This is a genomic window from Thermoanaerobacterium sp. RBIITD, assembly GCF_900205865.1.
Classification (GTDB): domain Bacteria; phylum Bacillota; class Thermoanaerobacteria; order Thermoanaerobacterales; family Thermoanaerobacteraceae; genus Thermoanaerobacterium.
Genome location: NZ_LT906662.1, coordinates 1,341,122 through 1,355,564, shown reverse-complemented (window position 1 = coordinate 1,355,564; position 14,443 = coordinate 1,341,122). Strand labels below are relative to the sequence as shown.

The 14,443-nt window shown below is 33.4% G+C and carries 16 protein-coding genes; 15 read left to right on the top strand and 1 reads right to left on the bottom strand.

The features are described from left to right. Positions 1-6 precede the first annotated feature (6 nt). The 5 genes from yycI (at position 7) to rlmH (ending at position 4,079) form a co-directional block, all read left to right on the top strand. A complete protein-coding gene (gene yycI / locus CPG45_RS06205; RefSeq protein WP_096231111.1) occupies positions 7-825 on the top strand; it encodes a two-component system regulatory protein YycI in 819 nt (272 codons plus the stop codon). 125 nt (positions 826-950) lie between these two features. Next, positions 951-2,201 carry a UDP-N-acetylglucosamine 1-carboxyvinyltransferase gene (gene murA / locus CPG45_RS06200; RefSeq protein WP_096231110.1) on the top strand — a complete coding sequence of 417 codons (1,251 nt, stop codon included), beginning with the start codon at positions 951-953 and terminating at the stop codon, positions 2,199-2,201. A gap of 86 nt (positions 2,202-2,287) precedes the next feature. Next, positions 2,288-3,406, top strand: coding sequence for a S1C family serine protease (locus CPG45_RS06195; protein ID WP_096231109.1), 1,119 nt, complete (start codon positions 2,288-2,290; stop codon positions 3,404-3,406). A gap of 12 nt (positions 3,407-3,418) precedes the next feature. Then, positions 3,419-3,586 carry a CxxH/CxxC protein gene (locus tag CPG45_RS06190; RefSeq protein ID WP_096231108.1) on the top strand — a complete coding sequence of 56 codons (168 nt, stop codon included), beginning with the start codon at positions 3,419-3,421 and terminating at the stop codon, positions 3,584-3,586. 13 nt (positions 3,587-3,599) lie between these two features. Further along, on the top strand, positions 3,600-4,079 hold the full coding sequence (gene rlmH, locus CPG45_RS06185; protein ID WP_096231107.1) for a 23S rRNA (pseudouridine(1915)-N(3))-methyltransferase RlmH: 480 nt from the start codon (positions 3,600-3,602) through the stop codon (positions 4,077-4,079). 486 nt (positions 4,080-4,565) lie between these two features. Here rlmH and CPG45_RS06180 read toward each other — a convergent pair whose 3' ends face one another. Further along, positions 4,566-5,015: a recombinase family protein gene (locus CPG45_RS06180; RefSeq protein WP_197702844.1), complete on the bottom strand. Its 450-nt coding sequence runs from the start codon at positions 5,013-5,015 to the stop codon at positions 4,566-4,568. 260 nt (positions 5,016-5,275) lie between these two features. Between CPG45_RS06180 and CPG45_RS16795 the strand changes: the two genes are divergently transcribed. The 10 genes from CPG45_RS16795 to vapC all read left to right on the top strand — a co-directional run bounded on the left by CPG45_RS16795 (position 5,276) and on the right by vapC (position 14,416). Then, positions 5,276-5,428, top strand: coding sequence for an SMODS domain-containing nucleotidyltransferase (locus CPG45_RS16795; protein WP_157732341.1), 153 nt, complete (start codon positions 5,276-5,278; stop codon positions 5,426-5,428). A 445-nt stretch (positions 5,429-5,873) separates the two neighbouring features. Further along, positions 5,874-7,145, top strand: coding sequence for an AAA family ATPase (locus tag CPG45_RS06175; RefSeq protein ID WP_096231106.1), 1,272 nt, complete (start codon positions 5,874-5,876; stop codon positions 7,143-7,145). Next, positions 7,129-7,818 carry an RloB family protein gene (locus tag CPG45_RS06170; protein ID WP_157732340.1) on the top strand — a complete coding sequence of 230 codons (690 nt, stop codon included), beginning with the start codon at positions 7,129-7,131 and terminating at the stop codon, positions 7,816-7,818. The genes CPG45_RS06175 and CPG45_RS06170 overlap by 17 nt, the downstream gene beginning before the upstream one ends. Before the next feature lie 546 nt (positions 7,819-8,364). Next, complete coding sequence (locus CPG45_RS06165) at positions 8,365-9,039, top strand: response regulator transcription factor (protein ID WP_096231104.1); 675 nt, start codon at positions 8,365-8,367, stop codon at positions 9,037-9,039. Next, positions 9,036-10,067: a sensor histidine kinase gene (locus CPG45_RS06160; RefSeq protein ID WP_096231103.1), complete on the top strand. Its 1,032-nt coding sequence runs from the start codon at positions 9,036-9,038 to the stop codon at positions 10,065-10,067. Before CPG45_RS06165 ends, CPG45_RS06160 begins: the two co-directional genes overlap by 4 nt. 132 nt (positions 10,068-10,199) lie before the next feature. Beyond that, positions 10,200-10,964, top strand: a complete 765-nt coding sequence (locus CPG45_RS06155; protein WP_096231102.1) for an ABC transporter ATP-binding protein — start codon at positions 10,200-10,202, stop codon at positions 10,962-10,964. Beyond that, a complete protein-coding gene (locus CPG45_RS06150; RefSeq protein ID WP_096231101.1) occupies positions 10,951-12,813 on the top strand; it encodes an FtsX-like permease family protein in 1,863 nt (620 codons plus the stop codon). The genes CPG45_RS06155 and CPG45_RS06150 overlap by 14 nt, the downstream gene beginning before the upstream one ends. A 164-nt stretch (positions 12,814-12,977) precedes the next feature. After that, positions 12,978-13,694 (top strand): hypothetical protein, encoded by a 717-nt coding sequence (locus CPG45_RS06145; protein ID WP_096231100.1) that lies wholly within the window; start codon positions 12,978-12,980, stop codon positions 13,692-13,694. 127 nt (positions 13,695-13,821) lie between these two features. Continuing rightward, positions 13,822-14,031: a type II toxin-antitoxin system VapB family antitoxin gene (locus CPG45_RS06140; RefSeq protein WP_013299077.1), complete on the top strand. Its 210-nt coding sequence runs from the start codon at positions 13,822-13,824 to the stop codon at positions 14,029-14,031. Further along, positions 14,018-14,416, top strand: coding sequence for a type II toxin-antitoxin system VapC family toxin (vapC, locus tag CPG45_RS06135; protein ID WP_013299076.1), 399 nt, complete (start codon positions 14,018-14,020; stop codon positions 14,414-14,416). The genes CPG45_RS06140 and vapC overlap by 14 nt, the downstream gene beginning before the upstream one ends. Positions 14,417-14,443 lie beyond the last annotated feature (27 nt).

The following is a 14,443-nucleotide window of genomic DNA, read 5'->3' as shown; positions in this document are numbered from 1 at the left end:
ATTAATATGAATTGGTCAAGGGCGAAAACAATACTTATATTAATATTTACGATTTTGAATTTTATATTGTATACAGGAAATATGAAAATTGCTGCAACTAATAATACAGTACCTACAGCAAAGGAAATAAACGAGATGTACCGCATTTTAGATAATAACAATATAAAAATACAAACAAATGTTCCGAATAATTATAAGCCAATGCCTATGCTAAGAGTTAAACTTAAAAATTATGACAAGGATTTTATTATGAGTAATTTTATAAAAAACAGTAAATTCAATTCATATAATGGTGGTACTACATATAACATAGGAAATGAGACTATAGAGGTAAAAAACGGGTATTTTTATTATAAAATTGTCGATGATAAATTTAAAAACATGGACAAAGATACGGCATTTGACTACATAAAATCCTTTGTAAAAGAAAATAACTTAATCGAGAAATACTCTGTTGCAAATGCAACATATGATGGAAATAAATATACGGTAGAGTACACGGAGATTTATAATGGTTATAATGTCGATGTAAGCTATATGAAGGGCGTTATAAATAATGGCACATTTTCCTTCGAGTCTACATGGCTTATTCCTGTTGAAGAAGAGAAGGAAAAAAGAGAAATAATACATCCTGTTAATGCATTATTAAAACTTCTTGAGATAAATGAAGGCAGTAAAATTACCATTGTTAAAGAGGTTAAACCGGTATACTTTTTTAGCTGGAAAGATGCCGACATGGGTGAAGCGATACCTGCCTGGAGAATTACGACAGAGAGCTCTACTTACTATATAAATGCATATACAGGCAATATTGAACAGAGGTAAAAATTACCTCATTCAATGTTGCCTTATTTTGTGAAAAACACTTGTAAAATCCCTACAATTGTATTAAAGTATATATAGTGCATTCATATTGTATTTATACTTTTTCTTGAAGGGAAGGTTAAACTGTGGACAAGTTTATAATCAACGGGGGAATACCCTTGAAGGGAACAGTCACGATTAGTGGAGCAAAGAATTCGGCTGTTGCGATACTTCCCGCTGCTCTTTTAGCAGATACCCCAAGCACAATAGATAATTTGCCAGATATTAATGATATAGAATTACTTAAAGAAATGATAGAATATTTAGGTGGAAGAGTTGCTAAAAAAGAACATGAAGTAATGATTGATCCTGCAGGTATTAATTCATTTTGCCCGCCGCATGAACTAGCAAGTCAGATGAGGGCATCATATTATCTTATTGGAGCCCTTTTAAGCAGGTTTAAAGAAGCCGCGATTGCTATGCCTGGAGGCTGTAACATTGGAGTTAGGCCTATAGACCAGCATATCAAAGGATTTGAAGCACTTGGCGCAAAGACATCCATTGAACATGGTATTATTAAAGTAAAAGCTGATAAATTAATAGGGACTCATATTTATTTTGATGTTGTAAGTGTCGGTGCTACAATAAACTTAATGTTAGCAGCTTGTAAGGCAGAAGGGACTACAATTTTGGAAAATTGCGCAAAGGAGCCCCATGTTGTCGATGTTGCCAATTTTCTAAATGCTATGGGTGCCAATATCAAGGGTGCTGGCACAGACACAATTAAGATAATTGGAGTCAAGGAAATGCACGGTTGTAGGCATACTGTTATACCTGACCAGATTGAAGCCGGGACATACATGGTAGCAGCTGCAGCAACTGGCGGTGATGTAATTATAAAAGGTATCATCCCCAAACATCTTGAATCGATAATGGCAAAGATGTCAGAAATTGGTGTTATAATTGATGAATGTGAGGAAGATTTAAGGGTAAGAATAAATGGTAGGCCTAAAAGAGCTGATATAAAGACACAGCCGTATCCAGGCTTTCCGACTGACATGCAGCAACTTATTGCCGTACTTTTGGCACTTGCCGATGGAGTTAGCATAATTACTGAAAATGTGTATGAAGGTAGATTTAAGTACCTTGATGAATTAAAGAAGATGGGTGTAAAAGCTAAAGTGGAAGGAAGAACGGCCGTTATAGAGGGAGTTGAAATGATAACAGGCGCTACTTTATCGGCGACTGACTTAAGAGCTGGTGCTGCAATGGTTATTGCAGGACTTGCTGCACATGGTGTAACAGAAGTTACAAATGTACATTATATCGATAGAGGATATGAAGCAATAGAAAAAAAATTAAGTCAACTTGGTGCAGACATTAAAAGAGTTAGATAAGTCCATAAATGGGCTTATTTTTTTATGATATAATTAAATAAGAATAAATTGCTGTATAATACACAAGATATTTTAGAGGTGATATTATGCAGCATGATGATAATAGGATGAAAAAGCCGTCATATTTAGCGACTGTAATAATTATAGCAGTTATTACATCATTGATATTTACATACATAGCACCTAAGTTCCTTTGGGGCAAAATAATACCATTCCCATACACAGGTACGGGACCTTTGAGGAAAGAGGTTATAATACCTAAAGCAGAACCATCAACAATAGCTGAAGCAGTCGCAAAAAAAGATACGCCAGCAGTTGTAGGCATATCCTCAATAGAATTTGAAAGGCAGTATTATTTCTTAGAGAGAAAAGTAGAAGGTGTTGGATCTGGATTTATAGTCGATAAAAATGGTTATATACTTACAAATAACCATGTGGCAAGTCCCTCTGCCAAAAAGCTGACTATTTATTTAAGCGATGGGAGCACTTTACCTGGAAAAGTTCTGTGGTCTGATTCGACATTGGATTTATCTGTTATCAAGATAAATGCCAAAAATCTTCCGACGATACCTCTGGGGGATTCGGATACAAATATAGTCGGGCAAACAGTAATAGCTATAGGTAATCCCCTTGGATTGAGGTTTGAAAGGACTGTTACATCAGGCATAATAAGTGCTCTAAATAGAAGCCTTCCTATTGAGGAAGGCGGTAAGCAAAAGATAATGGAAGACCTCATCCAGACAGATGCTTCCATAAACCCTGGCAATAGTGGTGGACCGCTGGTAGATTCAAAGGGAAATGCAATCGGAATAAATACAGCAAAAGTAACAACAGCAGAAGGACTTGGTTTTGCAATACCAATAAACATAACAAAGCCAATTGTAAGGAAAGTAATAGCAACAGGGACATTTAAGGCACCTTACATCGGTGTTGTAGGATATGATAGAGAAATAGCAAGTTATATAAATGCGGATATTGTCATTGCAGAGGGAATATATGTGGCAGATATAGATCCTGCAGGACCCGCTTACAAGGCAGGTATCAAAAAGGGCTATATATTGTTGGAAGTTGACGGCAAGCCGGTTGATACGATGACAGCATTAAAGACTGTCATATATAGCAGAAATATCGGTGATAAAGTAAATGTCAAATACAGGACATTAACAGGTGATATAGGGACAACTACAGTAACACTTAGTAAATGAGGAGAAATACTTATGTTTGTTGTATGTGAAGAACATTTAGAAGAAGCTATTGAAGAATTTGTGGATGTATATGAACAGCCGCCAGATATATATAAGCTTGATGAAGTATCATTTACAGATTGGCTGGCACCTCATAAGTGCGACTTTTGCGAAGACATTCCAAAGTACCTTGTAGTGTGACGGAGGGAGAATTTTGAATATAAACATAATAGCAGTAGGAAAGATAAAGGAGAAGTTTATAGAAGATGGAATACGGGAATATGTAAAAAGATTGAAGCCATATTGCAATATAAACATAATTGAAGTAAACGATGAAAAGGCACCTGAAGGTTTAAGCGACAAAGAAAAACTTGATGTTATGCACAAAGAGGGTATCAAAATTGTGGATAAAATCAGGAAAGGAAGTTTCATAATATCCCTTTGTATAGAAGGCAGACAAATGGATTCGGTAGAATTTGCCCGCTATATAGAGGATGTCATGACAGAGGGCAATTCTAATATGACATTTGTAATAGGAGGATCCCTTGGATTAAACGACGATGTAAAATCTATGTCAAATTTAAAGCTGTCATTTTCAAAGATGACATTTCCGCATCAGCTTATGAGGCTTATATTGGTAGAGCAAATCTACAGAGCATTTAAGATAATGAAGGGTGAGCCGTATCATAAGTGACCTCAAACGATTTTTGCCTTTCCTCTTCCTTACCGAATTCCATTAAGTCTATCTCACTGAAGTTCCAGTAACTCCTGTATCGCAGTATTCTCCAGCTATATCAATTTTATGAAATTGGCAATATTTTTTATGTCATCGGACTATGTTTCGAGAGAGAAACCCTGTGCTTGTTCCTCGGTTGAAACACGTGTATAGATATATGCTCTTTTGATTTCCTTTTTCTTTAAATCATTCATGGCTGCATCCGTTTAGAATTATAGTTTATTAAGATATATTATATCACATCAAAAAACAAAAGGAACCTCACATTTTTGTGAAGCCCCTTCATTTAATGATGTATTTTGCAGAATATTTAATTTTACTCCAAAAAATTTAAGGGTATTACGCCTTTTAATTGGTTTCATATTCATGTGCTAAACGGTAGAAGGTGTTACGCTTTAAACCTAATAATTCCATAGCTTTAACTGCTGTGATTTCCTTATCCCTCTATCTTTTTATAGTTTTTTCAAAATCCTTCGGAATTTTTGTTTTTGGTCGCCCAAATTTTACTCCTCTTTGCTTTGCAACGTCTATTCCTTCACGCTGACGCTGCATTATATTTTCTCTTTCCATCTCATACATACTGGCAAATACTGTTGCCATCATTCTTCCAGATGGAGTTGTAGTATCAATTGGCTCTTTAAGACAAATAACCCCAACCCCCTTGGATTTGAATGTGTCCATAAGTTCAAGGAAATCTCTTGTATTTCTTGCAGAACGAGAGATACTTTCAATATATAATACATCGCCTTCTCTAATAAAAGAAAGCATTTCCTGAAGACATGGTCTATTGGTATCCTTTCTGCTTGTTTTATCTATGTACATTTTATCTACAATATCCTCAAAGTCTTCTTCTTTCTGATCTTTGCTACTTACCCTAATATAGCCAATTTTCATAATATTCATTACCTTCAGTATGATTCTATGAAAAGTATCATAAAACGTCAAGATGATTTTTGGGATGTTTAAATATTATAAAAGAAGGATTTAGGGATATAAGAACAATATGTCCTAAAAAGTGTACTTTTGGGGATAGATGCTGCATGGAAGAGTTAGTATATCAAATTCAAATAAAAAGTTGATAATAGAAGGATTTTGGTATGTTTTAGAGAATTTAAATATATAATAGTAATTTTGCCATATAGGAGGTATATATTATGAGTGTTTCACAGATTTTTCAGGATTTTTGTGATAACTTTAAAGCTGATAATAAAGATACAATTAGTAGTAGATATAAGGAAATAACAAAGAGGTTAAATAAAGATTTTTGGACTACAGATTCCGATACTTCACATAGTTTTAATCTATAGAAACTTCCAGTAATTTCTGTGTTGCCCACTCGAAGTGGAAATTATCCGTTTGGATACATCTTTAAAGCCATTACGCATTGGGTATTTAAAAGTTATCGTATCAATAAGCCCTTTTCTTGTCCTTATCAGGTGCAGCAGCCAGTCATTCATGTTCCATATTATTTTTGTATCTATAATTTATTTAACCACTCCTGCCTTATCTATAGTTTACTGTATTATGGCTTTATACCCATAAAGTCTTGTAGCTTAAGACTTTCCGCAGTTTTATTATAGCAAAAGCATCTTGTTTCATCAATGTTAAAAATGAGAAATACACGAATAATTTATTAAATACATGGGTATAAATTATTATAATAAAATAATTTATGAGAAATTTTCACATAATCTATGGATAATTCATAAGATATAGTGTATAATAACATTAAATTATGAGAAGGTGGAATATATGTTAGTACAATTTAATTTTAAAAATTTTAAATCATTTAAAAATGAAGCAACATTAGATATGACAGCAACATCCATCAAAGAACACCCCTATAATCTGATTGAAACAAAGTCAGGGGAGAAATATTTGAAGGTTGCAGCAATCTATGGTGCCAATGCAAGCGGAAAATCTAATGTCATTGAAGCCTTTTCCTTTATGCATTTTTTTGTTATCACCTCATTAGGATCGGAGAGCATAGAAAATAAGCATGATAGAAAGACTATTCCAGTAAGAGGGTTTGCTTTTGACAGTATTAGCAAGAATAAGCCTTCCGAATTTGAAGTGTTCTTTATCCATAATGATGTAGAATACCAATATGGCTTTTCGGTAGATAAAGAAAAAATCCACGAAGAATGGCTTTATTGCAAAAGAGCCAGTGGCAAAAAATATGAAACGTTGTTTGAACGGTCTGGAAACAAGGTCGAATGCGGAAAAAAGATGGATGAAGCAGAAAAATTCAAGGATTCGGTTGAGGATAAAACTCTGTTTTTGACTTTAACGGCGAAGACGAAAGTTAAAGTCTCCAAGACTGTATTTCAGTGGTTTTTGAATAACTCGGCGGTCGATTTTGGAAATATTACTTTTGAGAGATTAATTTCGAGGAGTATTTCTCCAGAGATTTTAGAGAATGAAGTCTATAAAAACAGTATTGAAAAATTCCTGGTTGCTATTGATACAGGCATTAGAGGAATCAGGGTAGAAAAAATCGGTAGAAATAAAAGTGAGGATGACCTGGAAGGATACAGGGTATTTTCGAGGCATAAAATCAAAAACAGCAACGAATATGTAGAAATTCCTTTTGATCAGGAGTCAAGCGGTACTCAAAAAATGTTCTGCCTGTTTGATTTCTTTTGGGATGTTATGAGAAACGGGGGCGTTTTGTTCATTGATGAACTGAATGCAAAACTACATCCCTATTTGGTCAGATATATTATTAAAATGTTTCACGATCCCTCCATCAATAAAAACAATGCACAGTTGGTGTATACTACCCACGATACATTCACTCTTACGAGGGATGTTTTTAGAAGAGATGAAATCTGGTTTGTAGAAAAGGATGAAGAAGGTGTTTCCGATTTGTATTCTCTGGTGGAATATAAGTTGGAGGATGACAGCAAAGTCAGGAATGATGCGACTTATTATAAGGACTACCTGTCTGGAAGGTATGGGGCTGTCCCTTTATTAAAGGAATTTGATATTTTGGGGGGTCAAACGAGTGGGGAGCGATCGTGAGGAACTGTTTAAGAAAAGAAGGCGTCATAGGAGGGAAAGAAAGGAAAATGCTAAAAAAAGGGCTCCTAATAGATACCTGATTGTTTGCGAGGGAAAGAAAACAGAACCGAATTATTTTGAAGGCATTAAAAGAAAAATCAATGAACAGTACAGCCAGAGTGTAAGGGTTGAAGAGCAAATAGAAATGGACATTGAGGGAACTGGCAGGAACACAAATGATTTGGTGAGCTTTACCGAATATATCATCAACAGGTCAGTAATGCCATACGGCCATGTCTGGGTCATTTTTGACAAGGACAGTTTTTCCGACGACCAGTTTAACAGTGCTATCGAACAAGCTCATAGCAAGGGCTATCAGACAGGGTGGTCAAATGAAGCCATAGAATTATGGTTTCTTTTGCATTTTGAATATTTGAATGCTGGTATAACCAGAGAGCAGTATTGTGAGAAGCTTACAAGGTACTTTAAGCAATTTGGCATAGGTAAGTATGAAAAGAATATGAAAGATATTTTTGAGTTGCTTACCCAATATGGAAATGTTGACCAAGCAATCAAATGGAGCGAAAAACTTCTCAAAATGCATGAGGAGATTGGAAACATGCATTCAAAAGCAAAGATGAAACCAGCAACTACTGTGTTTGAACTGGTAAGAGAATTAAGACAGTATTTTTGAGGGAGATTTATTTAAAAGCGGGATCTCCCTTTTTGCTGCTAATAATGCTTTTAATTATAAAATCTGATACTTATAATATCTTCATCTTATAAAAAAAGGAGTTGTATAGGATATGATAGAATAGTAAGAAAAACACATCGGTGCTTTCCAGGGGATTATCTTTGCGCAAGGTTTGGCGGAAACGACTTGGAACAGTTCGGCATGGAAGCGGCACGGATATTATACAACTATGGGCTTCTGCAAAAAGAACCCTATGAAATTCTCACAGGAGAGGCATAATTAAATCGAGAGTGTATACTCATAATTGCGTTTGAGGTAATGAGTGATACGGCGAGACGTACCATAAGTGATACAAATATAGGAACATTATTAGATTTTATTGTGCTATAATAATGTTGGTGTGATAATTGTATTATGCCAAGGCAAAAACATATGAGAAATTGCTCACGAGAAATAAATAAGCAATAGAATTATGTTTGGAAGTAGAGAACGAGGAATTGTTGCCGAGCCTAAATTAAATAAACCATAAAAAAGGTTGATGTAAATATGTATAAAATACTTATAATTGAGGATGATAAGGCGCTTTGTGACAATATAAAAAAGGCCATTTCAAATTGGGGCTATGATACGGTCTCTATAGAAAACTTTGATAATATATTGGGAGAATTTGCAAATCATAATCCTCATTTGGTGATTATAGATATAAACTTACCATATTACGATGGTTTTTATTGGTGTAAGAAAATAAGGGAAATATCTAAAGTGCCGATTATATTTTTGTCTTCCAGGGATAGCAATATGGATGTCATAATGGCAGTTAATATGGGGGGAGATGATTTTGTTACAAAACCATTTTCCATGGATGTATTACTGGCTAAAATACAAGCTGTCATTAGAAGAACTTATTCTTATGGGGAAAATGAAGGACTAATAATAGAATGTAATGGGGCTATTTTAAATATAAATGATGGAACACTGACATATGATGGTATGAGACTAGAATTGACTAAAAATGAATTTAAAATACTTCAATTACTTATGAGAAATAGAGGCAAAATAATATCAAGGGATAGGATTATGAGGGCACTTTGGGAAAGTGAGTATTTTATTAGTGAGAATACTTTAACGGTTAATGTAAATAGGCTAAGAAAAAAGCTAGAAGATGCGGGATTAGAAAATTTCATTGTAACTAAGAAGTCGCAGGGATATATGATACCATGAGCTTTTCAAGATACCTAAAAGATTTATTTTGGACAATTCTGTGTTTTCTAGCAATAATCTTGATTGTGAATTTGATTTTGATATCCAGTACAGCTTTGAATAAAACAATAGAAGATATTATTTATATGAATGTGCTCATATTTTCTATCTTCTTTGCATTTTTAATCGTAGGCTATATAAAATGGATAAATGCTTATAAAGACTTTAGAAATGCTCTACATAACAAAGAAAATATTGACGGATTTTTACCAAATGGCGAAAAATTAGAAGAAGTGCTTATAAGAGAAACAGTGAATTTAAAAAATGAAGAAAAATTAAAAGAAATAAAAGAATTGAAAGATAATTTGAATGAGATTAATGACTATGTTACAAAATGGATCCACGAAATAAAAATACCACTATCAGTATGTGAGCTTATAGCTGATGAAATTGAAGAAGAGGGTTTATCTGATATAGCGGGAGAGCTTAGACAGGAGCTAGAAAGGATAAATTTTCTTGTGAGTCAAGTGCTATATACCAGCAGGGCTTCAAGCTATTCAGAAGATTTTATAATCGAAGAGGTAAATCTTAATTCAATAGTTAAAAGTGTAATAAAAAACAATGTCAATTCTTTTATATCTAAGAAGATAGAATTGGAAATGCACGATTTGGATTTCAACGTTTTCACAGATAGCAAATGGATTTTCTACATAATAGAGCAGATAATCAATAACGCTTGTAAATATGTGGATGTACAAGGGAGAATCGAGATTTATGCAAAAGAAAATGATGAATGTACAAGGCTTTTCATAAGAGACAATGGAATGGGGATACCTTATAAAGATATAGGAAGAATTTTTGACAGGGGATTTACAGGAGATAATGGAAGAAAGACGAGCAAATCAACAGGTATGGGACTTTATATATGCAAAAAGATTGCAGATAAGTTGAACATAAAACTTGAAGTATCGTCTCAAGTCTCACAGTATACAGAATTTACGATAATTTTTTATAAAATGGCTGATTACTTCAATGTGACAAAAATGTAATATTAACATTAATTTTGTCACCATAAGCGATGGTACAGGTACAGTAAAAAATATAGAATATAAATGTATTTAATAATTGTTCTCTCCTTAATTGGGAGAGAATTTTTCTAATAGAATGTGGAGGGGTATAATATGGATGTTGTACTTGAGACAAAAAATTTAAGAAAAGAATATGGCTCAAAAGGAATGGTTTTTAGAGCTATAGACGATATCGATTTAGAAGTATATAAAGGAGAATTTTTAGGCATTATGGGTCCGTCCGGAGCGGGAAAGACTACGCTTTTGAATATGTTATCTACAATTGATAGACCTACTTCCGGAGAAATATATTATGAGGGAAAAAGTGTATTAAATATGAAAAATAAGGAGCTATCTATATTTAGGCGAAACAACATAGGGTTTATATTTCAAGACTTCAATCTATTGGACAGTATGTCTGTTGAGGACAATATAGCACTGCCGCTTGCTCTTTCAAAAGTAAATGCAAAAGAAATAAAAGAAAAAGTTGAGAAATTAAGCAGTTTCTTTGGGCTTTATGAGCAATTAAAAAAATATCCGTATCAATTGTCAGGAGGTCAGAAACAAAGAGCCGCAGCGGCTAGGGCACTTATTACATCACCTTCGATAGTTTTTGCAGATGAGCCTACTGGCGCGTTGGATTCAAAGTCTTCTCAAGAGCTTTTGCAATGCTTGTCAATGATGAATGAAAAATTCAGTACAACTATTATTATGGTTACTCATGATGCATTTGCAGCAAGTTACTGTAAGAGAATTTTATTTATTAAAGACGGGAAAATACATGCAAGAATAGACAAAGATTCATCCAGGAAAGAATTCTTTAAAAGGATAATAGATTTTCTCGGCACTATGGGAGGTGGCACAGATGAACTCTTTTAAAATGGCTATCATAAATTTCAAAAGAAATGTAAAGACTTACGGATTGTACCTTATGGCGATGACTTTTTCCGTAGGTGCTTATTATAATTTTTTATCGATGAGGTATAACCCTCAGTTTTTAGAATATAAAGATATATCAAGTTATATAGGAGGGGCGTCCGTGAGTGCCTCTACGCTTATGATGATGTTCTTGATATTTTTTATAGTGTATTCAAGCAATTTTTTCTTAAATCAGAGGAAACGGGAAATAGGCGTATATGCGTTTATGGGTATTGATAACTATAAGATAGCTTTTATTTTCGCTTCGGAAGGGCTGCTGATGGGAATATTATCTTTAGCTATCGGACTGATAATCGGAATACTATTTAGCAAATTGTTCATGATGGTGCTTGCAAAAGTAGCCATTTTAAATATAACAATTAAGTTTTTTATATCAATGAAAGCTATTGTTGAAACAATAATTGCTTATTCGATTATCTTGGCCGTTACATTTTTAAAAGGGTATTTTGATGTTATCAGAACTAACCTCATAGAATTGTTGAATTCACTAAAAAAAGAAGAAGAGCTGCCAAAAGTCAACTACTTTAAAGGGATAGCTTCAATAATTATAATCGGGATAGGGTATTACATCGCCCACAATTATTTGAAATTTGGCTTTGGAAAAGCACTGTTGGCAACAATACTTTTAATTACATGGGGTACATACTGGCTATTCGGTTCTTTTTTCTCTATGGTAATCAGGCATTATATAAATAGAAAGAGCTTTTTATATAAAGGTGTAAACATTGTAAGCTTTTCTAATATAGCATTTAGGATAAAAAATAATTATAGAACACTGGCGGCAGTAGCAATATTGATAACAACATGTATTACTTGTTTTGGAACTGTAAGCTCTGTTAAGTACTATGTAGAAAAGAATCACAAAATAGAAGTTCCCTATACTGTTTCTTATATTTCAGAAGACAAAGATATAATCGCAAAAGTTGATAAAATCATCAAGGATTCAGGACATGAAGTAAAACTTAAAGAGAAAGCGAATTTCTTATTTATACCTGATGATGAACTTGTAGTAGCAAGACTTACAGATTTAAAAACCATTTTATCAGACTTAAAAGTCCAAAATAGAGAAAATATATTATCAAAGTTTGATTTATCAGATGATGAGGCAGGTTATATAGAGAGACCTACTACAATGATGAGTATTTTAAAAAAAGAAGATAGTATTAAGTTAAATGGGAAAAACTACGATATAAAAGTAGATACCAAAGTCCCTCTTTTTGGGAATGGACTGCCATATCCATGCATTGTCGTCAATGATGAAGAGTATGATCAATTGAAATTACATTTTTATGAGCAGCAGTTTAATGGAATTATATTGGACAATCCGGATGAAACAAAAGGTTTAACTTATGAGCTTGCAGGAGTATTGCCGAGGGAGTCCAGGTTGTATACCTATTGGATGGCCGGCGCATCATTTTATAATTTTGCAGGGATTATTTATTTTGTAGGTTCCTTCTTATCTTTAGTATTTGTATTTGCAACCGGAAGCATAATCTATTTTAAGATTCTGAGTGAATCTTTTAGGGATAAAAATAAGTATGAGATATTAAAGAAATTGGGAACTACAGATTTTGAAATATACAGCTCAATTTCAAAGCAAGTAGGCATCTTCTTTATACTGCCATTGATAGTAGGAGTAATTCACAGCGCTGTTGCTATTTCAGTATTAAGTGATATGATGAAATATAGTTTAGTTGTGCCAACAGCAATAAGTGTATTAGTTTTTGCGCTGGTATATGGAATATTCTACGTATTTACAACAAGAAAGTTCATCGCAGAAATACAGTAGATGGAAGATGAAGATGCAATTTAAAACAGCCTTGTTATGAGGCTGTTTTTTCTTACTAAAACATGCATGATTTTACAAAAAATTAGTACTTTTGGATAGTTGACATATTTATGAAGTAAATATATTATGAAATTAATCTAAAACTTTGTGAGGGTAGATTTTAGATGAAAAAGATAATATATTTTTTGATATTTATTGCCTTGGCTCTATTGATTGTCATTGCCTATGATTTAGTTGATGTCAATTCTCAAAAAAATAGTACAGATGTCAATACTGAAAACACTTTGGCAAAGGAAGTTAAAACGGCAAATGAAAATAAGATAAAATTGAAAGACGTATATACGAATGTGCCGTATGATATTTCTCAAGTAAACATTTCAAGGACAGAGTCAGGTGGGTTTTCACGAGTAGAGGTTTTTGATAAAAATACTGGCAAGTTTATAGAGGCATATGGCGAAAAGGCAGAACCTGTATCTAAATCAGACATCTTAGATAAGTTAAATGATATTAGTAAAATTTCAAAGCTGACCATTTACAAAGAGCGAATTGACGGATCTGCAGTGACGAGACTCTATACAGTTTTAACTGTTTATTCTGACGGCTCTTTCAGGCAGATAGAAAGCATTGATAAAGCATACTGGGAAAAAGCAAGCGATGGCGATTGGAAGCTGGAAAATCCACATGCAAGTGCTATTTCAACGACAGGAAGCTTTCCTACAACAGAGATCGAGACAAGCGGAACTACGACTATTAAAATGAAAGCTACATTATTTACAGTTGGTTTATTAGACAGTTCAGCCCGCAGTGTATTGTCTATACCAGGCAGCACATATTATTTAAGAAAAATCGTAGAATTAGGCTATCGTTACAGCTTGTATTAGAAATTGATTGGTGATAATATGGGCAGTTGGCTTTATAATGTATTATGCTTAAGAACTATTCTTCAAAACTTTCACATTGACATAAAAGTATATGTGTATTATAATACACATACGGAGGTGTATTATTATGCGGACAAATATCATTATTGATGACGAACTTATTAAAGAAGCTTTGAAGATAACAGGGATAAAGACAAAGAAAGAAATTGTCAATATAGCGTTAAAAGAGTTAATAGAAAACCATAAAAGGAAGAATCTAATGGATTTAAAAGGAAAAATACAATTTGACGAAAACTATGATTATAAAAAGATGAGGGAAAATCATGATATTAGTTGATACATCAGTTTTGATAGCTTTTTTTAAAGGTATAAATAATAAGCAAGTAGAAAAATTAGAAGACGTAATAAAAAATGGTGTGCCGTTTGGTATAAATTTTTTTATATATCAGGAAGTTTTGCAAGGAGCAAAATCAGATAGAGAATTTAAATTATTGAAAGAATATTTAAGTACACAGAGGTTTTATGATTTAAAAAATGGTATGAAATCCTACGAAGCAGCAGCAAAACTTTATTTTGTTTGCAGAAAGAAAGGAATTACAATACGTAGTACCATTGACTTGCTTATAGCAGAGACTGCAATTGAAAATAATTTATACCTTCTACATGATGACAAAGATTTTTCTTATATTGCTGAAGTTGACAAAAACTTAAAAGAATATTGATAAGCTTACTTTAAGGTACATATAGAC

Bases quoted from the DNA above. Each gene is read 5' to 3' on its own strand.
- yycI (WP_096231111.1), top strand. From the start codon at position 7: ATGAATTGGTCAAGGGCGAAAACAATACTTATATTAATATTTACGATT.
- CPG45_RS06195 (WP_096231109.1), top strand. From the start codon at position 2,288: ATGCAGCATGATGATAATAGGATGAAAAAGCCGTCATATTTAGCGACT.
- CPG45_RS06190 (WP_096231108.1), top strand. From the start codon at position 3,419: ATGTTTGTTGTATGTGAAGAACATTTAGAAGAAGCTATTGAAGAATTT.
- CPG45_RS06180 (WP_197702844.1), bottom strand. From the start codon at position 5,015: ATGAAAATTGGCTATATTAGGGTAAGTAGCAAAGATCAGAAAGAAGAA.
- CPG45_RS16795 (WP_157732341.1), top strand. From the start codon at position 5,276: ATGAGTGTTTCACAGATTTTTCAGGATTTTTGTGATAACTTTAAAGCT.
- CPG45_RS06175 (WP_096231106.1), top strand. From the start codon at position 5,874: ATGTTAGTACAATTTAATTTTAAAAATTTTAAATCATTTAAAAATGAA.
- CPG45_RS06165 (WP_096231104.1), top strand. From the start codon at position 8,365: ATGTATAAAATACTTATAATTGAGGATGATAAGGCGCTTTGTGACAAT.
- CPG45_RS06160 (WP_096231103.1), top strand. From the start codon at position 9,036: ATGAGCTTTTCAAGATACCTAAAAGATTTATTTTGGACAATTCTGTGT.
- CPG45_RS06155 (WP_096231102.1), top strand. From the start codon at position 10,200: ATGGATGTTGTACTTGAGACAAAAAATTTAAGAAAAGAATATGGCTCA.
- CPG45_RS06150 (WP_096231101.1), top strand. From the start codon at position 10,951: ATGAACTCTTTTAAAATGGCTATCATAAATTTCAAAAGAAATGTAAAG.
- CPG45_RS06145 (WP_096231100.1), top strand. From the start codon at position 12,978: ATGAAAAAGATAATATATTTTTTGATATTTATTGCCTTGGCTCTATTG.
- CPG45_RS06140 (WP_013299077.1), top strand. From the start codon at position 13,822: ATGCGGACAAATATCATTATTGATGACGAACTTATTAAAGAAGCTTTG.
- vapC (WP_013299076.1), top strand. From the start codon at position 14,018: ATGATATTAGTTGATACATCAGTTTTGATAGCTTTTTTTAAAGGTATA.